General features: G+C 61.5%; 14 protein-coding genes and 1 pseudogene. 11 read left to right on the forward strand and 4 right to left on the reverse strand.

What is annotated here, in order from left to right; genetic code table 11:
* Positions 1 to 134: 134 nt before the first annotated feature.
* A complete protein-coding gene (locus ABDX87_RS17040; RefSeq protein WP_346828934.1) occupies positions 135 to 1,331 on the forward strand; it encodes a contractile injection system protein, VgrG/Pvc8 family in 1,197 nt (398 codons plus the stop codon).
* Between the two features lie 83 nt (positions 1,332 to 1,414).
* On the forward strand, positions 1,415 to 2,302 hold the full coding sequence (locus ABDX87_RS17045; RefSeq protein WP_346828935.1) for an alpha/beta hydrolase: 888 nt from the start codon (positions 1,415 to 1,417) through the stop codon (positions 2,300 to 2,302).
* A gap of 151 nt (positions 2,303 to 2,453) precedes the next feature.
* Here ABDX87_RS17045 and ABDX87_RS17050 read toward each other — a convergent pair whose 3' ends face one another.
* A complete protein-coding gene (locus ABDX87_RS17050; protein WP_346828936.1) occupies positions 2,454 to 3,806 on the reverse strand; it encodes an MATE family efflux transporter in 1,353 nt (450 codons plus the stop codon).
* A 310-nt stretch (positions 3,807 to 4,116) separates the two neighbouring features.
* Here ABDX87_RS17050 and ABDX87_RS17055 point away from each other — a divergent pair, with 310 nt between their 5' ends.
* Positions 4,117 to 9,045 (forward strand): alpha-2-macroglobulin family protein, encoded by a 4,929-nt coding sequence (locus ABDX87_RS17055; protein WP_346828937.1) that lies wholly within the window; start codon positions 4,117 to 4,119, stop codon positions 9,043 to 9,045.
* Positions 9,046 to 9,232: 187 nt separating this feature from the next.
* On the opposite strand, the gene ABDX87_RS17060 is transcribed toward ABDX87_RS17055, so the two are convergent.
* Entirely contained in the window at positions 9,233 to 9,526 is a 294-nt protein-coding gene (locus tag ABDX87_RS17060; RefSeq protein WP_346828938.1) for a hypothetical protein, read from the reverse strand.
* 281 nt (positions 9,527 to 9,807) lie between these two features.
* On the opposite strand from ABDX87_RS17060, the pseudogene pbpC reads away from it, so the two are divergent.
* From pbpC to ABDX87_RS17075, 3 genes and pseudogenes are all read left to right on the forward strand, one after another.
* Positions 9,808 to 12,107 (forward strand): annotated as a pseudogene (gene pbpC, locus ABDX87_RS17065) (peptidoglycan glycosyltransferase PbpC).
* Between the two features lie 392 nt (positions 12,108 to 12,499).
* Positions 12,500 to 14,140: a collagen-like triple helix repeat-containing protein gene (locus tag ABDX87_RS17070; RefSeq protein ID WP_346828939.1), complete on the forward strand. Its 1,641-nt coding sequence runs from the start codon at positions 12,500 to 12,502 to the stop codon at positions 14,138 to 14,140.
* A 186-nt stretch (positions 14,141 to 14,326) separates the two neighbouring features.
* Positions 14,327 to 16,003, forward strand: a complete 1,677-nt coding sequence (locus ABDX87_RS17075) for a ShlB/FhaC/HecB family hemolysin secretion/activation protein (protein ID WP_346828940.1) — start codon at positions 14,327 to 14,329, stop codon at positions 16,001 to 16,003.
* Between the two features lie 328 nt (positions 16,004 to 16,331).
* On the opposite strand, the gene ABDX87_RS17080 is transcribed toward ABDX87_RS17075, so the two are convergent.
* Together ABDX87_RS17080 and ABDX87_RS17085 are read right to left on the reverse strand one after the other, a co-directional pair.
* A complete protein-coding gene (locus ABDX87_RS17080; RefSeq protein ID WP_346828941.1) occupies positions 16,332 to 16,742 on the reverse strand; it encodes a response regulator in 411 nt (136 codons plus the stop codon).
* 53 nt (positions 16,743 to 16,795) lie between these two features.
* Positions 16,796 to 16,987: a Flp family type IVb pilin gene (locus tag ABDX87_RS17085; protein ID WP_346828942.1), complete on the reverse strand. Its 192-nt coding sequence runs from the start codon at positions 16,985 to 16,987 to the stop codon at positions 16,796 to 16,798.
* 304 nt (positions 16,988 to 17,291) lie between these two features.
* Between ABDX87_RS17085 and cpaB the strand changes: the two genes are divergently transcribed.
* From cpaB to ABDX87_RS17110, 5 genes are read left to right on the forward strand one after another with little or no spacing between them, the layout of a single operon-like run.
* Positions 17,292 to 18,239 carry a Flp pilus assembly protein CpaB gene (cpaB, locus tag ABDX87_RS17090; RefSeq protein ID WP_346828943.1) on the forward strand — a complete coding sequence of 316 codons (948 nt, stop codon included), beginning with the start codon at positions 17,292 to 17,294 and terminating at the stop codon, positions 18,237 to 18,239.
* A gap of 42 nt (positions 18,240 to 18,281) precedes the next feature.
* Positions 18,282 to 19,517 (forward strand): type II and III secretion system protein family protein, encoded by a 1,236-nt coding sequence (locus tag ABDX87_RS17095; protein ID WP_431061262.1) that lies wholly within the window; start codon positions 18,282 to 18,284, stop codon positions 19,515 to 19,517.
* On the forward strand, positions 19,514 to 20,713 hold the full coding sequence (locus ABDX87_RS17100) for an AAA family ATPase (protein WP_346828945.1): 1,200 nt from the start codon (positions 19,514 to 19,516) through the stop codon (positions 20,711 to 20,713). The genes ABDX87_RS17095 and ABDX87_RS17100 overlap by 4 nt, the downstream gene beginning before the upstream one ends.
* Positions 20,710 to 21,972: a CpaF family protein gene (locus tag ABDX87_RS17105; RefSeq protein ID WP_346828947.1), complete on the forward strand. Its 1,263-nt coding sequence runs from the start codon at positions 20,710 to 20,712 to the stop codon at positions 21,970 to 21,972. Before ABDX87_RS17100 ends, ABDX87_RS17105 begins: the two co-directional genes overlap by 4 nt.
* A 40-nt stretch (positions 21,973 to 22,012) precedes the next feature.
* A complete protein-coding gene (locus tag ABDX87_RS17110; RefSeq protein ID WP_346828948.1) occupies positions 22,013 to 22,897 on the forward strand; it encodes a type II secretion system F family protein in 885 nt (294 codons plus the stop codon).
* Position 22,898: the final 1 nt, after the last annotated feature.

Below are 22,898 nucleotides of genomic sequence, written 5' to 3' on the forward strand. Positions count from 1 at the left end.
CTACAGATTGACCGCGGCCTGCTGTCCGCTTCTGTAGGTCATTTCCTGTTCTGCATTTACCCCCTCTACTTGACGCGTCTTCTCCTCCAGAATCGCCGCCCCGTCTGAATCTGTCTGTCGAGGTCGTCCGCCGCATGCACCCGTTCGTCAATGCCCCCCATCTGCTTCTGGAGCTCAATCGTCCCAAGCGGATGCTTGATGTACTGACCTGCAAGGGGGGCGAAACCTATAACCGGCCGTACAGCTTCCAGCTGGAGGTCGTCGTCCCTCTCGGTGCCACGCTGGACGCCCATGAGTTGTTGTTCAGTCCGGCTTTTCTGCACTTGAAAAACGCCCCGTCGGGCATTCATGGGCATATCCAGAGCATCGTGCGCAGTACGACGGAGTTTGTCTTCGGCGACTTGTCGCGGGTGCGGCCCAGGCATTACCTGATCACCCTGGGCCCACGCTTGGGGCTCATGGCGTATCGGCATAACCGACGCATCTTTCAGGACATGACCGCCCAGCAGATCATCACGCAAGTGTTGAGCGAGCACGGCATCGATGACACCGCTTACCTGTGGCAGCGCAAACAACCGTGTCAGGTTCGCGATTACTGCGCTCAGTACAGCGAGAGCGATTTGCAACTGGTGCAACGGTTGTGCGACGAGGAGAAGGTGCACTATCACTTCGAGCACACACGCAACCGGCATGTGGTGGTGTTTACCGACACGCCTGACATCGCCACCTCCGGCGTCTCGCTGCCCCCTGCCGACGGGGCTGCCGACGACACTCAGGGTGACCTGCCAAGGACGATGCCTCAGCGTTCGAGCGTGCAGCGGGCGTGTGTCGTCGGCAGGTTGTTCGAGCCCGCCAGCCTGGATGCGAGGGGACGACTCAAGGTCCGGTTCGAATGGGGTAATCAGGGCGAAGGAGCACGCTTCAACGAGTGCTGGATTCCGGTAGACCCTGCCCTCAAGAGCGTCGATCACCCATGGTGGGGCGGCATGGAAGTCATGGTGAGTTTTCGGGACGACAACCCGGAGGATCCGTTTATCACTCACAGACTGTGGGACCCCGACATCAATCCTCTCGTGCACGGAGCGCCCGCCAGCGCGCCTTCCAGAGGAATTACGGCACGCGTCGACCGATGTGCGTTTCTGGGCGACTCACAGCAGTTCTCGATCGACGATGAGTTGACGGTGCAGATGGCCGAGAACAACGAATTGCAGTTCAGGGTGGGGTCGAGCCACGTCACCCTCGATAACGACACCCTCACGCTGAGTGGCTCGCGGGTTGCCTTGTCGTCCCTCTCCGACCCTGAGAGTGACGGAGCAGGGAAGGGCGCTTGAACGCGCACTCAACTATTCTGCTGCCGGGGAGTCGTAACGCTATGCGGCCATGACTGTCCTGACCGTTGCCAAGAGGACGCGCGATGATCAGAGCGGCACTGAAATGGGTTTTTGTCGGTGGCCTGCTGGGCCTGTTGATGGGGTGTTCGCCGTTGAAAGTGCTCAATGCCTTGACGCCGGAGAGCACCTTCAGCAGGACGGCAGACATCAGTTACGGCAGCGATCCGCGCAACAAGCTGGACGTCTACACCCCGACGCACCCGGCAAAGGATGCGCCCGTGGTGGTCTTCTTCTATGGCGGCAGCTGGAACAGCGGTTCGCGTGGCGATTACCGCTTCGTCGGCGAAGCGCTGGCTTCCCGTGGGATCGTTGCGGTGCTGGCCGATTACCGGCTTTATCCGCAGGTGCATTACCAGGGGTTTCTGGAGGACAGTGCGCGAGCGGTGGGTTGGACCCGTGATCACATCGGCCAATACGGTGGCGACGTTTCGCGGCTTTACGTGATGGGGCACAGCGCGGGCGGGTACAACGCCGCGATGCTGGCGCTCGATCCCAAGTGGCTGGCCAGTGTGGGCATGAAACCCTCGATGCTGCGTGGCTGGATCGGCCTGGCCGGTCCGTACGATTTTCTGCCCATCGAAAACCCGGAGGTGAAGCCGGTGTTTTTCTTTCCGAACTCACCGCCTGATTCGCAACCGATCAACCACGTCAGTGCCGCCTCGCCACCCGCGCTGTTGATCGCGGCCACAGATGACACCCTGGTCAACCCGCAGCGCAACACGGGCGGCATGGCCCGACGCCTGCGTGAGCAAGGTGTGTCGGTGCGTGAACTGTACTTTTCGAAACCCGGTCACGCCACGCTGGTCGCCTCGCTGTCCCGGCCGATGCGCAGCCTGGCACCGGTGCTGGATGAAGTGGTGAGTTTCATTCATGCGCAGGATCAGGCGCGGGTGGCTACATCGGCGAAGTGAGTCAGATTGCTGGTGATGACCGCAGGCCGTGACTTTGATCTGGCTGGCGGCCATGGCCTGTGGGAGCGAATTCATTCGCGAAAAATGTTACGGGCAATAGGGGCGTATTGGCCGGAAAATCCTATCGCGAATGAATTCGCTCCCCCAGGGTTCAATGTTCGTTCGCGCAGTCGAACCACCCACCCGTACGATTCAACCGTCGGGCGATGTGGCCCAGCGTCACGGCACGCAGTGCCATGAACAAGAGGAAAACCACCCAGAGCCCATGGTTACCGAAGCTGCTGGCCAGCCATGCGAAGGGCGCCGTGAGAAGGGCAGTCATCACCATGGCATTACGCATTTCGCGGGCGCGGGTGGCGCCGATGAACAGGCCGTCGAGCAGGTAACTCCAGACCGCGACCAGCGGCAGCACCGCCAGATACGGCAGATAGATAAAGGCAATGTCGCGGACCGGTTGGATGTTGGTCTGCATCTCGACGAACAGATGCCCTGCGAACAGGAATAGCACGGCAAACGCCGCGCTGCAGATCAATGACCAGCCACCGGCGACGTTAAGCGAACGACGCAAGGCATCTCGGTCGCGGGCGCCGATCGCATGTCCGCACAGCGCTTCCACGGCATGCGCCAGCCCATCGAGCGCGTTGGCCGTGAGCAACAGGCCGTTCAGCAGCAAGGCGTTGGCCGCCACTGTGGCATCGCCCAGTCGCGCGCCTTGCACGGTGATCAGGAAGAACACCGATTGCAGCACTAGGCTGCGTATGAAAATGTCTCGATTGACGGCCAGCAAGGGTCGCCAGCTCTGCCAGCGTTTAAGCAGCCCCAAGGCCAGATGGCCCGGATAATCGCGCAGGCCCTTGTGGGTCAGCGCGAGACCCAACAGCGCACCGATCCATTCGGCCAGGACGGAAGCCCGCGCACTGCCGACAACGCCCCAGTCCAGTCCGATCACAAACCACAGATTCAGCGCGATGTTCACCAGGTTGGTCGTCAGCAAAATGGCCAGCGGTGCGCGCGCGTTTTGCAGCCCCAGGAACCAGCCGACCAGCGCATAGCTGGCCAGCGCCGCCGGAAGACCGAACAGCCGGGTGTGGAAGAAATCGCGGGTCAGGTCGTTGAGGTCGGGCGAAGGCTGCATCATTTGCAGCGCCAGGTGCTGGAACGGCAGGCCGATCAACCCCAGCAGCACGGCAAAACCCATGGCGAGCAATAGTCCCTGTAACAGTACCTGGCGCAACGCCGCACCGTCGTTACGTCCTGCTGCTTGAGCGGCAAAGCCCGTCGTGCCCATGCGCAGAAAACTCATGGCCCATGCCAGAAAGCTATAGAGCGTGCCGCCCACCGCGACCGCGCCCAACTGATGAGCGTGTGGGAGGTGACCGATGACCGTACTGTCCACCAGCGAAACCAGCGGCACGGAAATGTTCGACAGAATCATCGGCGCCGCCAGCGCCCACACCTGCCGGTGAGTGGCACGCTGACGCCAGTCAGTGAGGAAATTGGACATGAACACTCTGGGGAATGGAGGGCATGGAAGGCCGGCATTGTAGCGGGATACCGGCTTCAGCGCAGGTCGACTGTAGGAGCCGGCTTGCTGGCGAATGCGGTAGATCGGTGACGAAAACATCGGCTGACAGACTGCGTTCGCCAGCAAGCCGGCTCCTGCCGATTCGGGTATGTCGGGGGGATTGATCGGGTCGGCTGGCAGTGCGAACAAACACACAAACCCACGGTCTATTCCCGCGCCGCGCGCCATGATCTGGATTGCGGTGCTATAACTGCTGCTCCTCATCACAACTGCCGCCAATGAGTGCCTCATGCTTAACAAAGGATTGTTTCTGGCCTGCGCGCTGGTACTGCTCAGTGCCTGCGATTCCTCCACGTCCGATAAACCTGCGCCTGCCCCGGCAACCCCGGCGGCGCCCGCGACGCAGCCTGCCGCCGCAGAGGCTGCCAAGCCCAAGCCCGCTGTCGACATTCCTGCGCTGAGCAAACGCTACGCCGGCCGTGAGCTGACGGTGGTCGATGTCTCGGAAATCCAGCTCGACGGCGCGAGTACGCTGTCGCTGAGTTTTTCGGTGCCGCTGAGCCCGGATCAGAAATTCGCGGAAAAGGTGCATCTGGTCGACAGCAAGGACGGCAAGGTCGACGGTGCCTGGGAGCTTTCAGACAGCCTGATGGAGCTACGACTGCGCCATCTGGAGCCCAAGCGCAAACTGGTCCTGACGATTGACCCTGGCCTGGCGGCCGTGAACAACAACACCCTGGCGGCTGAATATTCCGCGCGCCTGGAAACGTCCGATCTGCAGGCTACGGTCGGCTTCGCCAGTCGCGGCAGTCTGTTGCCGACTCGCCTGGCCGAAGGCCTGCCGGTCATTGCGCTGAACGTCGACAAGGTCGATGTCGAATTCTTCCGCATCAAGCCTGATTCTTTGCCCGCGTTTCTCAGTTCGTGGGAAGGTTCGTCCAGTCTGCAGAGTTACGAATCCAAGGAACTGCTGCCCATGGCCGATCTGGTCTATGGCGGACGTTTCGACCTGAACCCTGTGCGCAACACCCGTGAAACCGTGTTGCTGCCGATTGCAGGGCTCAAGCCACTGCAACAACCGGGCGTTTACCTGGCGGTGATGCGCGCCTCTGGCACCTACAACTATTCGCAGCCCGCGACGCTTTTCACCCTCAGTGACATCGGGCTGTCCGCGCACCGTTACAGCAACCGGCTGGATGTGTTCACCCAGGCGCTGGAAGGCGGTAAAGCGCTGAACGGCGTGGACCTCGAACTGTATGACGACAAGGGCCGAGTGATCGGCCAGGGCAAAACCGACAATGCGGGCCACGCCGAACTGCCCTTGCCCGCCAAGGCAGAGGTGCTGCTCGCGCATCAGGGCGAACAGACCAGCCTTCTGCGCCTGAACAGCGCCGCGCTGGACTTGGCCGAGTTCGACATCACCGGGCCGCAAGCGCACCCGTTGCAGTTCTTTATTTTTGGCCCGCGCGATCTGTACCGCCCGGGTGAAACGGTATTGCTCAACGGCTTGTTGCGCGACAACGACGGCAAGCGGGTGAAACCACAGCCAATCACCGTGGAAGTGCGCCGACCGGACGAGCAGGTCAGCCGCAAATTCGTGTGGGACGCTGACGCCACGGGCCTGTACCAATATCAGCTGCAATTGTCGGATGAGGCGCCCACAGGGCGTTGGCAACTGGTGTTCGACCTCGGCGACGGCAAGCCGCAGTTGTACGAGTTTCAGGTCGAGGATTTCCTTCCTGAGCGGATGGCCCTCGAACTCAAAGGCAGTGACACACCGCTGGCACCCGATGCGCCCTTCGATATCGCCATCAACGGCCGTTATCTCTATGGCGCGCCGGCGTCGGGCAACCGCCTGACCGGGCAGTTGTACGTAAGGCCGCTGCGAGAGGCGGTTCCCGCGCTGCCGGGTTATCAGTTCGGCTCGGTGACCGAGGAAGACCTCAAGCAGGACCTTGAGGTTGAAGACAGCACACTGGATGCCAATGGCGATCTGGACCTGAGCATCGACAGTCAATGGGCCAAGGCGCGCTCGCCGCTGGAGCTTGTGCTGCAGGCCAGCTTGCAGGAGTCAGGCGGTCGGCCCATCACACGTCGCCTGACGCAGCCTGTCTGGCCCGCCGACACACTGCCGGGCTTGCGCGGCCTGTTCGACGGCGAGGCCACCGATGGCGACGGCCCGGTTGAATTCGAAGTGCTGATGGCGGACGCCGAAGGCCACAAGCTGGCGGCCGACAACCTTAAAGTGCGGCTGATCCGCGAGCGTCGTGACTACTACTGGAACTACTCCGACAGCGATGGCTGGAGCTATCACTACAACGAGAAATTCCTCAACCTGTCCGAAGAAACAGTCAGCGTGAAAAAAGACGCCACGGCGAAGATCAGCTTCCCGGTCGAGTGGGGCCCGTACCGCGTCGAGGTCGAAGACCCTGCCACCGGGTTGATCAGCAGCGTGCGTTTCTGGGCCGGTTATCGCTGGCAGGACAACGCCGAAGGCGGCGCCGTGCGGCCTGATCAGGTCAAGCTGGCGCTGGACAAACCCGCCTACGCCGATGGCGACACGGCCAAAGTCACGGTGACGCCACCGAGCGCCGGTAAAGGCTATCTGCTGGTAGAGTCCAGCGACGGTCCACTGTGGTGGCAGGAGATCGACGTCCCGGCCGAAGGCAAAACCTTCGATATCCCGATGGACAAGCAATGGGCGCGTCACGATTTGTACGTCAGTGCGCTGGTGATCCGTCCGGGCGAGCGCAAGGCCAACGTCACGCCTAAACGCGCGGTGGGCGTGCTGCACTTGCCGCTGGATCGTTCTCAACGCAAGTTGGCGTTGACCGTGACGGCGCCGGAAAAGATGCGACCCAAGCAACCGCTCACGCTCAAGGTCAACGCGAAAAACGCCGACGGATCGATCCCCAAGGACGTACACGTGCTGGTCGCGGCGGTCGATGTCGGCATTCTCAACATCACCGAGTACGCCACGCCGGATCCATTCGCCAGCCTGTTCGGGCGCAAAGAATATGGCGCTGACCAACTCGATATCTATGGGCAGTTGATCGAGGCCGGACGCAACCGCCTTGCCAGTCTGGCGTTCGGTGGCGACGCCGCGCTGGCCAAGGGCGGAAAACGGCCTGAAACCAGCGTGACCATCGTTGCCCTGCAGAGCGCGCCGGTGACATTGAATGAGCAGGGCGATGCCGAAGTCAGCGTCGACATCCCTGATTTCAATGGTGAGCTGCGCATCATGGCGCAGGCCTGGACCGACGAGCGCTATGGCATGGCCGAAGCGAAAACCGTTGTCGCCGCGCCGTTGATTGCCGAGCTGTCGGCACCGCGCTTCCTGGCCGGTGGCGACCAGACCAAAGTGGTGCTGGACCTTTCGAACCTGTCCGGCAAAGCGCAGAAACTCAACGTGCAGGTCACTGCCGAAGGGCAGCTGAGCCTGGGTGAAGGTGACGCAAGCAAATCCGTGAGTCTTACCCAGGGCCAGCGCACGACCTTGCAGATTCCGGTCAAAGCGCAGGGCGGATTCGGCCAGGGCGTGATCAAGGTCACGGTCAATGGCCTGGACCTGCCGGGCGAGAACCTGCCGGCCTTCAGTCGTGAGTGGACGATCGGCGTGCGCCCGGCGTATCCCGCCATGCTGCGGCAATACCGGGCCGTGCTGAAAGATCAGGTATGGAGTCTGCCAGAGGGTGCGCTTGAGGCGTTCGAGCCGGCAGGAAGAGAGGCATTACTGTCGGTGTCGAGCCGTCCGCCGCTGAACCTCGGCGAGCAGATTCGCGCGCTGAAGGCTTACCCCTACGGCTGCCTGGAGCAAACCACCAGCGGCCTGTATCCGTCGTTGTATGCCGATGCTGCAACCCTCAAGCGTCTGGGTCTGGAAGGCGAACCGGACGCGGTGCGCAAACGCAAAATCGAGCTGGGCATCGAGCGGTTGATCGGGATGCAGCGCTACAACGGCAGTTTCGGCCTGTGGGGCGCCGACGGTGAAGAGGAATACTGGTTGACGGCGTACGTCACCGACTTCCTGCTGCGCGCCCGTGATCAGGGCTATGCCGTGCCACCGGATGCGTTGAAAAAAGCCAACGAGCGTCTGCTGCGCTACTTGCAGGAACGCAATCAGATCGAGGTCAACTACAGCGAGAACGCCGACCACACGCGCTTTGCGGTGCAGGCGTATGCGGGGCTTGTGTTGTCGCGCAGCCAGCAGGCGCCGTTGGGCGCGTTGCGTAGCCTGTTCGACCGTCGCACGGACGCCCGCTCCGGATTGCCGTTGGTGCAACTGTCCATCGCGCTGGAGAAAATGGGCGACAAGCCTCGCGCCGATCAGGCCTTGCTGGCCGGGTTGGCGGCGGGCCGCAAAGCCAACGACTGGCTTGCCGATTACGGCAGTCCGTTGCGCGATCAGGCGTTGATTCTGTCCCTGCTGGAAGAGAACAAGCTGGCGGCGGACAAGGTCGAAGAGCGCTTGTTTGCGCTGTCCGATCAGGTGGCCGCCAGTCGGTATCTGTCAACGCAGGAGCGTAACTCACTGTTCCTGGCCGGGCGTGATCTGCTCGGCAAGCCGGAAGCCAAATGGGCGGCGACTCTGAACAGCGGCAGCAGCAACCGTGAACTGAGCAATGACCAGCCGGGCGTGAAGCTGGACAGTTCTGTGTTGGCGTGGCCGTTGACCGTGCAGAACACGGGCGGCGACACGCTGTATCAACAGATGACGATCTCCGGTTATCCATCGCAACCGCCTGCGGCCGGTGGTGAGAACCTGGCCATTCGCCGTGAGTACCTCGGGATGGATGGCGAGGCGCTGAACCTCAACGCCCTGAAGAGCGGCGAACTGGTGCTGGTGCACCTGGAGGTCAAAGCCAAGGAGCGGGTGCCGGATGCGCTGGTGGTGGACTTGCTGCCCGCCGGTCTTGAGATCGAAAACCAGAACCTGGCGCAAAGTGCGGCCAGCCTGGAAGACGCCAGCGAGTCGGTGAAGCAGTGGCGCGAGTCGATGGAAAACGCCGGGGTGAAACACCAGGAGTTCCGCGGCGACCGCTATGTTGCAGCCATGGATCTTCAGGGGTTCAACACCGTGCACCTGCTGTACCTGGCCCGCGCCGTGACACCGGGTATCTACCGCGTGCCGCCGCCACAAGTGGAGTCGATGTACCGGCCGAACTGGCAGGCACTGGGCGAAGCGCCTGCGCAGTTGGTGGTGAAAGGGAAGAAATAGCAGATGCCGTGCGATCCCTTGTAGGAGCGTGGCTTGTCCCGCGATCGGCGACGAAGTCGTCGTAAATCCAGCGAATCCGGTGTCATAGACAGACCGCATACGCCGGATTCGCTGCCGGTTTCCGGCAGATCGTCTGGATGCGGCCCAGGCACAAGCCACGCTCCTACAAGATCGGTGCTTCGTGTACTTAATGAATAATCCAGCTCAACAACCACAACCCCAGAAACAGCCAGATGATCCCCATGATGATCGAGGCGCGCATGAAGGCGCGGATGGCCGAGTACAGCAGCATCAGGCCGATGATCAGGGCGACGATGCTGATCAGCGAGGTGTCCATGCCCAACGTGCGTGACAAGCCGTCGACGAAATTGCCACCGGCATGAGTGAACATGTTGAATAACCAGCTTAACCCGTCGACCACGAAGCGAATCACGGCCCCGATTACCTGGCCAAGCCATTCGAAAACGCTTTCTACCCGCATGTCTGCTTCCTGATGAAAGGGGTGGAACACAATAAAGACTGTTCGCTTTGGCTGTCGATGGGCGAGACGAGTTCCCTGAAGCATAAAGGCTGTTTGGCATGACGGGCAGATTTCTTGTGAGCAGATGCAGGCCCCTGTGGGAGCGAGCTTGCTCGCGAATGGGCCTCTCACTCAATGCCGGGTCGACTGATATGCCGCCTTCGCGAGCAAGCTCGCTCCCACAGGATCGCGGTCTGCCGCACAGTGGATGGCAACGGGCGAGACGAGCAGGGCGCTGGGTCATGGGCAGCCTGCTGCTGGTATGCCTGCTGCTCTGGCTCGCGGACCGGATCTGGCCATTGCCGCTGCCCAAGGATGATATGGCGCGGGTGGTGCTCGCTGAAGACGGCACGCCGTTGTGGCGCTTCGCCGATGCCAACGGCGTGTGGCGTTACCCGGTGACGGTCGATCAGGTATCGCCCTATTACCTCGAAGCGCTGCTCACCTACGAAGACCGCTGGTTCTATCAGCACCCCGGCGTGAACCCGATGTCGCTGGTGCGAGCGACCTGGCAGAACCTCAGTGGCGGCCATGTGGTGTCAGGCGGCAGCACGTTGTCGATGCAGGTCGCGCGCTTGCTCGATCCCCATTCGCGCACGCTGCCGGGCAAGTTCCGCCAGTTATGGCGCACGGCACAGCTCGAATGGCATTTGTCCAAGCAGGAGATCCTCGGCCTCTACCTCAATCGCGCGCCGTTCGGTGGCACCTTGCAAGGCGTCGCGGCGGCCAGTTGGGCGTACCTCGGCAAGTCGCCACAACAGCTGACACGCGCCGACGCCGCGCTGCTCGCCGTCCTGCCGCAGGCGCCCAGTCGCTTGCGCCCGGATCGGCACCCTCAGCGCGCGCAGGCCGCGCGCGACAAAGTGCTGAGGCGTCTGGCCGAGTTCGGCGTGTGGCCGCAATCATCCGTCAATGAGGCGCTGGAGGAACCACTGTTGCTCGCGCCGCGACAGGAACCGAGTCTCGCACCGCTGCTCGCTCGACGACTCAATCGTCCGGACAGTCCGCCCTTGATCCGTACGGCACTGGATGCAGGATTGCAGCGTCGTCTCGAAGACCTGCTACTGGGTTGGCGTGCGCGGCTCCCGGAACGCACCTCGGCAGCGATTCTGGTGGTGGAAGCCGAGAGCATGGCGGTGCGCGCTTACGTCGGCTCTGTGGACATCGGCGATGCCAAACGCTTCGGTCATGTCGACATGGTCAGCGCGCTGCGATCACCAGGCTCGACGCTCAAACCTTTTCTGTACGGCAAAGCGATGGACGCCGGGCTGATTCATTCCGAGTCACTGTTGCAGGACGTGCCGCGACGTTACGGCGATTACCGGCCGGGTAACTTCTCGTCAGGTTTCAACGGCGCGGTGGCGGCAAGTTCTGCCCTCTCGATGTCGCTCAATCTGCCTGCCGTGCAACTGCTCGAAGCCTATGGTCCCAAACGCTTTGCTGCCGAGTTGCGCAACGGCGGTGTGCCGCTGACCTTGCCGCCGCTGGCCGAACCGAACCTGGCGTTGATTCTCGGCGGCGCGGGCAGTCGGCTGGAGGATCTGGTGGGCGGCTACAGCGCGTTCGCGCGGGGCGGTCGCAGTGCCGACATCCGCTTGCAACCGGACGACCGTCTGCGTGACCGGCCGATGATGTCGCCGGGGCCGCGTGGATTATCCGGCGCATCCTCAGCGGCCAGTCGCGGCCCGATCTGGACCCGCATGCCGAGCTGGTTCAGCGTCCGCAACTGGCCTGGAAAACCGGCACCAGTTATGGCTTCCGGGATGCCTGGTCCATCGGGGTCGGGCCGAGGTTTTTGATTGGCGTGTGGATTGGCCGGCCAGACGGCACGCCGGTGCCCGGGCAGTTCGGACTGGCGTCGGCGGCGCCTCTGATGCTGCAGGTTCACGATCTGCTGGTGAACCGCGATGCTCAGCGCAACATCGTGCCGCCGATACTGCCGGTGCCGCTCAACGTGGGTGTGGCTGCCATCTGCTGGCCGTTGGGGCAACCGATGAGCAAGAGCGACCCCAACTGTCGGCGTCAGCGCTTTGCCTGGACGCTGGACGGCACCACGCCGCCGACCCTGCAAGCCACCGATCAACCGCTGGGGCTGGGGCTGCTGGAGAAAGTCTGGGTCAACGACAAGGGGTTGCGTGTCAGTGCGAGTTGTCCACAGGCTCAGGCTCGGGATATTGCGCTGTGGCCCGCGCCGTTGGAGCCCTGGCTAGCGAAAAGCGAGCGCAGAGAGGCACGCTTGCCGGCGGTCGATCCGGCCTGTCCGCCGGAAGCGCTTGGCCTGGCGGCGCCGCTGACGATTGTGGGGGTTCGCGAGGGCGATCAACTGCGTTTGCCGGCAGGCAGTCAGCAGCAGCTGCGTCTGAACCTGTCGGCGCTGGGAGGCAGTGGTCGACGGTGGTGGTTCATCGACGGAGCGCCGGTGGGCGACACCGCGAATCAGGGCAGCTACAACCACACGTTCACCCGGCTGGGTCGCTATCAACTGAGCGTGCTGGACGAAAGCGGCCAGACCGCGCGGGTGGAGTTCAGTGTGGTGGATTGAGGGCGGCGCGCAGACCCCTGTGGGAGCGAATTCATTCGCGAATCGGTATTCCGGTCGACGACCGTTCACCGGTTGTACTTCCATGGCTGCACTGAGTGCCGGCGCACCTCGGCACCGAGTGCGATTTTTTTAGCCATCAAACCTATTCAATTACGACTATATAACTTTCGTCCGCAGACCGGTCTGTCCTGCTTTTAACCTGACCATATCATTGATTTACAGGGCTATTTATTCGGGCGGGTGCAGGCGTGCCTGTGTGTATATAAGTTGTTAATACCAAGTTGTGAATTGCTCGAATCCTTCCCAACGCTTGTTATGACGCCATGGACAAGCGCTTTTCGGGTCATGCCGCAAAGCCAAAAAAACAATCGCGTTTTGGAAGGATTCTCCCCATGAAAACCCAAATGTTTTTCGCGACATCCGCATTGGCACTTGTTCTGGCAGTCAGCCTGGGCGGTTGCAGCAGTGGCGGTGGTGGTTCGAAAAGTCATGTCGATGGTTCGTCATCAGCGGGTACATCGGGAGGCTCCGCCAGTGACGGAAGTACCGATGGCAGCGGCACGGGTGGCACTGGCAGTACAGGCGGGACAGGCGGTGTTGCCGATGGCGGTACGGGTGGAACCGGTGGCACGGGCGGCACAGGGGGCACAGGCGGTGGTACCGGAGGAACTGGCGGCGGCGGGGTAGGGACCCCGGTGGTGCGTTCGACCACCGCCCAGACCAGCATCAATCTGGGGAATGTGCTCGGCCAGGTCGGCGATGCGGTGGTCGGCGTCGGAGATGCCGTGTCTTCGGTGCCACTCGCAGGCAACACGGATCTGACGTCTGGCGCAGGTGGTCTGTTGTCCTCGGCTGGCACGGCTGTCAACAGCGTTGGCGACGGACTGGTGAAAGGTTTGGGGACCCTGGGCACCGACAGCAACTCCCTGGGCGTGACACTCTCCAGCGTCGGCACCGCGACAGGCGACCTGGGCGGCGGCGTTTCTTCCCTCGGTACCGGCGTGACGAAATTTGCCAGATCCTCAACGATTGAACAGGTGCCGCTGGTGGGTACGGTGGTCGCAGGGGCTGGTGGCCTGGTTGATGGCGTCGGGCAAAAAGTCACCATGTTGGGCGACACCCTGAGCGCCGCGACCACCAGCGGTCCACTCGGATCTGCGACGAAAGCGATAGGCGACAAGCTGGTGCCAGTCGTGTCGATGCTGGAATCGACCACTGACAAAGTGGGCGATGCCACAGGGTTAGGCGCGCCTGTCAATGGCTTGCTGCAAAACGCCAAAGGCACGCTCAACAATCTCGGCAGTACGCTGCAAAACGGCGCTGCGAATAACCCGGTCACCGCTGGGCTTGGCGGATCGCTGGGCGGGTTGGGCGATGTGGCAGGCACGGCCGCGGGCTATCTGCAGGCCGGTGCGGGCACCGGTGGCAGCGTCGGGTTGCCAGGGTTGCCAGGGTTGCCGGGTGTACCGGGGCTGCCGGGTGTACCAGGGCTTGGCGGCGGATTGCTGGAAAACGTCGGTGGTGTCGTGGTCGCTGCTGGCACAGGTCTGACTGGAGGTTCCGGCAACACCGTGGTCGGTCTACTGGGTCTGAATGCCAGTAATGGCGGGGCGACGATAGCCTCTCTTGGTCCGATCCTTGGCGGCAATGGGGTGCCCAATACCGCACTTGGTGCACCGATCGCAGCGCTGACCACGAACGTGTCGGCTGCGGTGGGCCCGGTGATCAACAACGTCACCAGCGTGACCCAGAACATCGGTGCATCGACGGGGCTCGGTGGGCCTGTCAGCGGTCTGCTCGGGCAGGTCGGTAATGCGGTGAGCGGTGTGGGTAACCAGATCGCAAACGCGAGCGCCAATCCGGTCGCGGCGACAGCAGGTGCGACGGTTTCAAGTGTGGGCAATACGGTGGTGCACACCGGCGGTGTGGTCAATGGCGGCGGCGCGTCGGCCGGTGGTATCGGCGGGCTGCTCAACGGGGTAACAGGCGCTTTAGGCGGTGGTTTGGGTGGAGCGTTGGCTAACCGTAAGTAAACAGTGCTGGGCAGTGTGAGAACTATTGCGAGTTTGTTTTCCGTAATGATGTGTTCTTTCTCCGGCTAACTTTGGTAGCGACTTTCCATACAACGCCTACGCTTGTTTCAGACAGGGGAGTCGGATGATCCCCTGTCTTTTTTATGCCTGTGCAACGCCGCTGCTGTTGGCCAATGGAGTGTCCTTATGCGTGCTTGTGTCCCTGTCCTGGTGCTGGGTGTTTCTGTGTCTCCTTTTTTCGCAAACGCTGAACCGCTTCCCAGTTTTTTGAACAGCAACGACCGCGAACGCACCCTGCCGGTGCCCAACCTCCCCGCCGACGCCTATCGCCCCACTACGCCCGCCTTGCAAGTCCCCGCGCCTCCGGCCGATGCCACGCCATTGATGATGAGTACCAAGGTCGATGTGCGCAAAATCCGCATCGAGGGCGGGACGGTTTACCCGCTCGAAGAGCTGGGCGCGGCCTATGAGTCGCTGATCGGGCGTGATGCCACGCTGGCCGAATTGATCGACGCCACCCGACGCGTGACCAAGCGTTATCAGGATGACGGCTACTTGTTGTCCTACGCCTTTTTGCCGCCGCAAAGCTTTGATCAGGGGCTGGTGCGAGTCGTGCTGGTTGAAGGGTACGTGCGCGATTACCGGTTGGAGGGCGACATCGGCAACGTGTCGGCCTATTTGCAAAAACTGGTCGACAAGATCAAGCAGGAGCGCCCGCTGACCCGCAAGACGTTCGAGCGCTACACCTCATTGATGAGCCGCGTCCCTGGCGTGACGTTGCAGGCTCAGGTGCCGCCACCCGGCACCACCAACGGCGCGACGACGCTGATCGCCCAAGCGTCGCGCAAGCCTTTTACCAGCACGCTGAGCACCACCGATGACAACCGCGACGGCCTGCAGGCGCTGCTCGGCCTGAACAGCAATGCGCAGACCTCCATGGCCGAACAACTCACGGTCAGCGGGCTGTTTCCGCCGGGTGACGACAACGAACACTACTACCGGCTCGATTACAGCCAGTACCTCAATACCGAAGGGACGCAGCTGAACCTGTCGGCCTCGCATTATCGCAGTGAGCCCGGCACCAACGTCGCGCTGGACAACGGCCTGGAGCTCAAGCAACGACGCGACAACGACCGCTTTTCCATCGGCTTCACCCATCCGTTGATCGCGGCGCAAAGTGAGTGGCTCAGTGTCGGTTCGCGCCTGTATGCCGTGAACGACAAGACCCGCTACGACGTGATTGGCTTTCCGCTGAGCGTGGAGAGCAAAACCGACATTCGGGCGCTGGCGATCGAAGGGGACTGGCGCAAGTCTACGGATCGCCAGCTGCGCATCCTTAGCGCCGGTGTGTATCAGGGGATCGATGGCATGGGTGCCAAAACGGACGACAACACCTACGACCTCGACTTCTTCCGCGCGCGGTTGTCGGGCGTGCAGAGCGACACGTTTTTCGAGCACTGGCAGGGCGTGTTTTCGGCGGCGCTTTACTGGAGTGACGACACCTTGCCGGACAGTGAACGGGCACAGTTTGGCGGCCAGAATTTCGGTCGTGGTTACCCGACCGACCAAGCGTCGGGGGACAAGGGTTGGGGTGTGGCGTATGAGGTCAACTACAGCTTCAGGCGCGACGGCAACTGGGTCAAAGTGCTGCAACCGTATGTGGTGCTCGACACTGCGAGGACCTGGTTCAACGAGCTGCCGATCAAGACGTCGAGGTTGTCTTCGGCGGCGACAGGTTTGCGCTTTGGTGATGCCCGTTACTACAACATCGCACTGGAGGCCGCCAAGCCCATGTCCGATGTTGGCCTGGATAGCTTTAACCGCAACCCGAGATTTACCTTGAGTTTCAGTTACCAGCTTTGAGAGGGGCGGATGGAGGAGGGAGGTGCATCGAGCCTAGGCACACCCCTTCGTCATGCGGCGTTTTCTTTGTGGGAGACGTCGGAGGTTACGACGGCAGCGAACGCGGTGGATCATTCAACATTGATGTCGCTGATCCAGCCCCTTCGCCAGCAAACTGGCTCTTATCATTCGCCATGCTCTGCGCAAATCCTCCGAAAAACGAAATACTCTGTAGGAGACGTCGGAGGTTACGCCGGCAGCGAACGCACAGTGTCAGGCAGTAGATAGGCGACTGACACTGCGCGTTTGCCAACAATCGGGGTCTTGCAGGGATTTGAGTGATTCAGGGTCAGTTCCCGACCTGATACACCTTGGGCTCTGGAAACAGATTGTTGAGGGTTTCCAGGAGGCGGACGTGATAGATGGGTTTGCGGAAAAGGTCCAGCACCTGCAGGCGAAGCAAATCGCTGACATCCTCCATGTCGGCGTGGCCCGAGGTGACGATCACCGGCAGGTGCTGGCGTGACGTGTGTTCGCGAAGACGCTTGATCAGCGAGATGCCGCTTTCTTCGGGCATGCGCAGATCAGTGATCACCAATGCGATGTCAGGGTGCTCGGTCAGCAGCTTCAGGGCTGCCCTCACGGACGGCGCTGTGAAGCAGCAGAAACCCTCACCTTCGAGCAATTCGGCGAGTTCTTCGTTGGCGTCCTCTTCGTCGTCAACGAGCAGAAGTTGTTGGCGTGTGGGGTGAGAGGGCATGTTGGCTACCTTGCTGGGTTCATCCGAGAAACAAGCGTCTGGTCCTGATCTCGTCAGACAGCCGTGCCGCCTAGTCCTTTAAGTATGTTGTTGAAGATGATCTTGATCTGAGCACCGATGTTGGTCAGGAACAGAATCGCCACCAGTGAGATCATCGACGCAACGATGGCGTATTCGATCGCGGAAGCCGCCTCTTCGTCTTTCACAAAACGTCGAATCAATGCTGATACAAAGTTAAGGAACATCTGACTTCTCCTCTGCGCTTCTTGGCGCCATTACACGCTTGCAGCGTTTAACAATCCTTCGTAACTACAGCATTGACCCCAATGCCCGACTCTACAATCACAAGAAAGCATTAATCAGAAAGTATTACCCCCTTGTGCGCTTGTCCCCCGAACGGATGCCATGAGGTGAAATTTCCCACAACTGATGGCGTTTTGGATGACCTCGACTACCTTCAAAGGGCGAAAGGATGAATGTTCGCAGCCAACTGAATCACAGGTTGTCTCGTAACGTTTCGAAGGTGTGATCGGGCAAGGGAGGGCCGTCATGAGCAGTCGCGTCACAACGGGGCTCGCTGTGCTGTTTTTGCTGGGGGCGCTGTTTGCCGGGTATTGGGGATTGGTGCTGAGTCGCCAGCCAGCGCCGGTGCCTCAAGCGCCCGTTGTGCAAACTGACACCGTCGTTGCAGCGCCTCCCGTCGCTGAAAAACCGATGGAAGATCCCACCCGCCAGCCGGTGCTGGTGCTCGCCAAAGACATTCCCGCCTATGCACCTATCAAGGCTGACGACCTGATCGTCGAGCGTCTGAAAGTCGCGCCTGCCGGAAGCTTCAGCAAGCCTGAAGAGGCCATCGGTCGCATGTCCTGGCGTCCATTGGCGGCTGGCACCTGGCTGACAGACAGCAGCTTCGAAGCAGGTGGCACCCTGGCGCGCATGATCCGCCCTGGCGAGCGGGCACTGGCCTTGTCCATTGACGAGATCATCGGCGCAGGCGGGCAGTTGAGCCCCGGTGACTACGTCGATGTACTCCTTTATTTGCCGTCCGATCAAACCAATACCGATCGCACTGCACAAACCGTTGTGCCTGCGTTACGGGTGCTCAGTGTCGGGGCGCTCATGGGGCCGGTCAATCAAGGACAGGAAGAACAGGGCATCAGCCGAGACGAGCGTGCGCAGCAACAGAAACTCAAGGCAAACGCGCGCAGCGTGGTCGTGGCGGTCCCGGAAAAACTGCTCAACCGCCTGATGCTGGCGTCTCAGGCCGGACCGCTCAGGCTCGCCGTGCGCAGCGCCGAAGAAAAGAACCTGGAACGTTACTGGGCCGGCGACAGCGACATCGCCCTTCAGCAAGACGCCGCAAGTCGCAACATCACTCACTTCAATCAACTGAGCATGGGCGCTGCGCGCAGCGTCCAGGTTGGCAGCGGCGAGCCTCGCAAGCCGCGGTCAATCGAAGTCATTCGTGGCAATCAAACGGCGCAGCAAACCCCCTGATCGAGCAAGGACTGCACATTCATGAGCAAGTGTTTTAGGCCGATGTTGAACCGTGCCGTATTGGCTTTTTCAGCAGGGTGTCTGTATCAGGGGGGCGTGGTCGCAGCGCCGGCAGGTTGCGCCGGGTTGCCAGCGATGCCTGCGGCCATGGAGATTGGCCAGGGCGTGCAGCAGGACATTCGCTCGCCGGTCGCGATCACGCGGCTTGCAGTCGGGGACCCGAAAATCGCCGACGTGCATGTCAATGACGGCGACAGCAGCGGGTATCTGTTGACCGGCGTCGGGCCTGGCACCACCAGCCTGATGGTCTGGACCGCCTGCTCTTCGTCGCCTCGGCAAAGCATGGTGTTCGTGCGGGGCACGGCAAAAACAGCGATGACCGACACGCTGATTCCGCCGTCTGAAGACCCGCTGTTGCCCAGTCAGGTGCAGACCGACATTCGATTCGTCGAAGTCAGCCGCACCAAGCTCAAAGAAGCCAGCACATCGATCTTCGGCAGAGGCTCCAGCAATTTCCTGTTCGGCTCTCCCGGCACGGTTCCGGGCGTCACGGTCACGCCGGGCACCCTGGGCGGCACGCGGCCGGCGATTCCGCTGAACAACAACAATTTCAATATTGTCTGGGGCGGCGGCAGCAGCAAAGTGCTGGGCTTGCTCAACGCCATGGAAAGCAGCGGCTTCGCGTATACCCTGGCGCGTCCAAGCCTGGTGGCGCTGAGCGGGCAGAGTGCGAGTTTTCTGGCCGGGGGTGAGTTTCCGGTGCCGGTGCCCAACGGTGAAGGCAACGGCATTTCCATCGAATACAAGGAATACGGTGTCCGCCTGACCCTGACGCCGACCGTGGTGGGTCGCAATCGTATCGCCTTGAAGGTCGCCCCCGAGGTCAGTGAGCTGGACTTCACGGCCGGCGTGACCATTGCCGGCACCACGGTGCCCGCGCTGAACGTACGTCGCACCGATACCAGCGTCTCGCTGGCCGATGGCGAAAGTTTCGTGATCAGCGGTCTGATCAACACCAGCAACATTGCCTCGGTGGACAAGTTTCCCGGTCTGGGCGACATCCCGATTCTCGGTGCGCTGTTTCGCAGTTCCCAGATCAATCGGGACGAGCGCGAGCTTTTGATGATCGTCACCCCGCACCTGGTCCAGCCGCTGGCGGCCAATGCGCCGTTGCCTTCGCTGCCCGGTGAAGGGTTGCGTAACTACGATCCGAACTTCCTGAAAATGTATTTCCTCGAAAACGGCAGTTTCGACCGCCGCAGCGGGTTATCGCAATGAGCCAGGGACCCAGCTTGAGCCAGACCTTTCTGGCCATTACGCGCAACACCACCGACCTCGAATGGCTGCAGGGCGCGCTGGCGCCGTTGGGGCAGGTGGTGAGCGCGGGAACCGGCAGCCTCGACGAACTGCTCGCCTTGGTGGACGTGACCTTCGCCAGCGTGGTGTTCGTGGGGCTTGATCGTGAGCATTTGATGAACCAGAGCGCGTTGATCGAAGGTGCGCTGGAGGCCAAACCGATGCTGGCCATCGTTGCCTTGGGCGACGGCATGGACAACCAGTTGGTGCTCAACGCGATGCGCGCCGGTGCGCGGGATTTCGTCGCCTATGGCTCACGCTCCAGTGAAGTGGCCGGGCTGGTGCGGCGTCTCAGCAAACGCCTGCCAGCCGTGGCGCCGAACCCTAACATGGGCGGCCTGACCGTGATTTACGGCGCCCAGTGCGACGGTGACGGCGCGTTGGTGTCGGCGCATCTGGCGCTCGTGGCGCAGCAAAAAGGGCAGCGCACCTTGCTGCTGGACCTCGGCATGCCGCGCGGCGACAGCCTGGCGATGCTGAGCCTCGAATCGTCGTTCAATTTCGGCGATGCCCTGCGGCACCTCCGCAGGCTCGACTCGACGCTGATCGACAGCGCCTTCACCGTTCACGCCAGTCAATTGCGCATCCTCGCCTACGCCCACGACGATATGTCGCTCGAGCACACCAGCGCAGCCGAGTTGTACATGTTGCTCAGCGCTTTGCGTCAGCATTTTCAGCGTGTGGTGGTGAATCTGGTGGGGCAGCCGGACAGTGAGTCGTTGCGTACCTTTGTGGCGCATTGTGATCAGTTGCTGTGGTACGTCGACCAGAACGTCATCGAGTGTCGGCGCAATCTGGCGATCCTCAATCTATGGCGCGAGAAGGGCCTGAAGCTTCAGCAAGCCGGCTTGTTGGTGGACAAATACCTGCGCCAGGTCACGCCCAATTCCGAGACGCTGGAAAAGACCTTCGGCCTGCCCGCGCTGGGCGTGCTGCCGTTGAGTCCGGAGTTGCGGTTGAACGCCAAAAATCAAGGCCTGTCGTTGTTCGAACTGTCGCCACGGGAGTCCCTGACCAGTGGTTTACGCGGTCTGGGAGAACGCTTGGCGAGCCAATCCGACGCACCAGGCAAGCCCCGCGACGGTTGGCTGGGTCGCCTGTTGAGGACGCATAAATGAAAGGCGAAAAGCTCTTTGGCGTGTCAGCCCGTCCTGCCGACAGCGGCGGGGACGGCCAAGGCCTGAAGCTGGTCTTGCATCGCTACATCATCGACGCCATCGAGGAGAGTGGACGCAACCTGCTGGAAGGCACACGCCCTGCGCTGGCGCAGTTTGTCACCGACAAGGTCGCCGAGTATGTGGCCCGGTTGCGCCTGGCGATTTCCCGCTACGAGATGGAGCGTCTGGCCGAAGAGCTGGTCGACGAACTGACCGGGTTCGGGCCGCTCGAGGTGCTGCTGCGCGACAATTCGGTCACGGAAATCCTGGTGAACGGTCCGAACAAGGTCTTCATCGAGCGCGAAGGTGTGTTGCATCACTCGGACCTGCGCTTCATCGATGCCCATCATGTGGAGCGCGTGATTCAGCGGATTCTTGCGCCTCTGGGGCGGCGTCTGGACGAGTCTTCACCGATGGTGGATGCGCGGTTGCCCGATGGCAGCCGGGTCAATGCGATCATCCCGCCGATTGCCCTGGACGGCCCTTGCCTGTCGATCCGGAAGTTTCGCAAGGACATGCTCAAGAGTTCGGACCTGGTTGCGATGCAGACCATCGATCAGTCGATCTACGACTTTCTGGAAAACGCGGTGAGCAAGCGCTGCAACATCCTGATCAGCGGCGGCACCGGCACCGGCAAGACCACCATGCTCAACGTTCTGAGCCAGATGATTCAGACGCAGCAACGCTTGGTGACCATCGAGGACGTGGCTGAACTGCAGCTCGGTCACCCGCACGTGGTGCGGCTGGAGACCCGTCCGCCCAATGCCGAAGGCCACGGCGAAGTCCGTGCCAGCGACCTGATTCGTAATGCGCTGCGGATGCGGCCAGACAGGATCATTCTGGGTGAGATCCGGGGTGTTGAAGTGCTCGACGTCATGACCGCCATGAATACCGGGCACGACGGCTCCATGAGCACCGTCCACGCCAACAACGCGCAAGACGCGTTGCTGCGTCTTGAAACGCTGGTGGGCCTGACCGGTCGGCAAATTGCCGAGAAAACGTTGCGGCAAATGATCTGCGCCGCGCTGGACGTGATCATTCAGCTGACGCGCATGCCTGACGGTCGGCGTTGTGTCAGCGAGGTGGTGGAAGTGGTAGGCACGCGCGATGACGTGTACGTCACCAACACGCTGTTCCGCCTGGATCGGCGCACCGGTTTCGGTTTTCTGCGCGAGGCGATCAACCCGGCCGGCGACAAGCTGCGCCAGCTCGATTACTAAGCCACGGAGTGGGTCAGCCTATGAAACAGGGAGATTCAAGGTGAAGGGAGCCATCGTCCTCGGACTGATTTTCATGCTGATGATGGCAGCCTCGCTGTACCTGTTCTATCGCGGGCTGAACAAGGGCGCCAATGAACGGATCATGGCGAGGCTTGCGGTTGACCAACCTGTGGCTGCGACCACCAAGCCGGGAGCGGACCGCATTGAGCGGGCGTTCTTGCGGGCAGGTCTTGGAAAACCAACCGAGCGGTTACCGTTGGCGATCACGGTCTGGGGACTGTCGATGCTCGTGGGATACCTGGCGTACGACGGGTTCGGGCTGGTGCTTGGGATCCTGCTCCCGGTGATCGTGCTGCGGTTCTACGTGAGCTTTCGCTACCAGCGGCGCGTGAGTCGCATGATCGAGCAATTGCCGCAACTGCTTGACCACACGGTGCGCAGCTTGAAGTCCGGGCGGACCCTCGGCGACGCCGTACTGAACAGCATTGATGCAGCGGTCTCTCCATTGAACGAAGCCATGTCCCGGATCAAACGCAATGTCCAGCTGGGGGTGACGCTGCCGGATGCAGTACAGGATTTTGCCGAGCTGTATGAGCGCGACGAGTTTCGGTTGTTTGCGTTGGGGCTTAGGGTCAACCACCGCTATGGCGGCAACGCGAGCGAACTGCTGGAGAACCTGATCCGCGTGATCCGGGAGCGGGAGCAGGGCGCTCGTCAACTACGCGCGCTGACCGGCGAAACGCGCCTGACTGCAGTCGTTCTGGCCTTGCTGCCGTTAGGCATGGTTGCTTATTTTTTGATTGTGAACCCGGCCTACCTGATGCACATGTGGGCTGACGACTCCGGGCAAACAATGCTGATGGTCGCGTTCGCGTTGCAGACATTGGGCTGTCTGGTGTTGTGGCGCATGCTGAGGAGTATTTGAG

The organism is Pseudomonas abietaniphila (assembly GCF_039697315.1).
In the GTDB taxonomy this organism is placed as follows: domain Bacteria; phylum Pseudomonadota; class Gammaproteobacteria; order Pseudomonadales; family Pseudomonadaceae; genus Aquipseudomonas; species Aquipseudomonas abietaniphila_B.

What these genes read in the sequence shown, in the direction of transcription:
- ABDX87_RS17070 (WP_346828939.1), top strand. Translation starts at nt 12,500, where the DNA reads ATGAAAACCCAAATGTTTTTCGCGACATCCGCATTGGCACTTGTTCTG.
- ABDX87_RS17060 (WP_346828938.1), bottom strand. Translation starts at nt 9,526, where the DNA reads ATGCGGGTAGAAAGCGTTTTCGAATGGCTTGGCCAGGTAATCGGGGCC.
- ABDX87_RS17100 (WP_346828945.1), top strand. Translation starts at nt 19,514, where the DNA reads ATGAGCCAGGGACCCAGCTTGAGCCAGACCTTTCTGGCCATTACGCGC.
- ABDX87_RS17080 (WP_346828941.1), bottom strand. Translation starts at nt 16,742, where the DNA reads ATGCCCTCTCACCCCACACGCCAACAACTTCTGCTCGTTGACGACGAA.
- ABDX87_RS17075 (WP_346828940.1), top strand. Translation starts at nt 14,327, where the DNA reads ATGCGTGCTTGTGTCCCTGTCCTGGTGCTGGGTGTTTCTGTGTCTCCT.
- ABDX87_RS17045 (WP_346828935.1), top strand. Translation starts at nt 1,415, where the DNA reads ATGATCAGAGCGGCACTGAAATGGGTTTTTGTCGGTGGCCTGCTGGGC.
- ABDX87_RS17095 (WP_431061262.1), top strand. Translation starts at nt 18,282, where the DNA reads ATGTTGAACCGTGCCGTATTGGCTTTTTCAGCAGGGTGTCTGTATCAG.
- ABDX87_RS17085 (WP_346828942.1), bottom strand. Translation starts at nt 16,987, where the DNA reads ATGTTCCTTAACTTTGTATCAGCATTGATTCGACGTTTTGTGAAAGAC.
- ABDX87_RS17055 (WP_346828937.1), top strand. Translation starts at nt 4,117, where the DNA reads ATGCTTAACAAAGGATTGTTTCTGGCCTGCGCGCTGGTACTGCTCAGT.
- ABDX87_RS17050 (WP_346828936.1), bottom strand. Translation starts at nt 3,806, where the DNA reads ATGTCCAATTTCCTCACTGACTGGCGTCAGCGTGCCACTCACCGGCAG.
- ABDX87_RS17105 (WP_346828947.1), top strand. Translation starts at nt 20,710, where the DNA reads ATGAAAGGCGAAAAGCTCTTTGGCGTGTCAGCCCGTCCTGCCGACAGC.
- ABDX87_RS17040 (WP_346828934.1), top strand. Translation starts at nt 135, where the DNA reads ATGCACCCGTTCGTCAATGCCCCCCATCTGCTTCTGGAGCTCAATCGT.
- cpaB (WP_346828943.1), top strand. Translation starts at nt 17,292, where the DNA reads ATGAGCAGTCGCGTCACAACGGGGCTCGCTGTGCTGTTTTTGCTGGGG.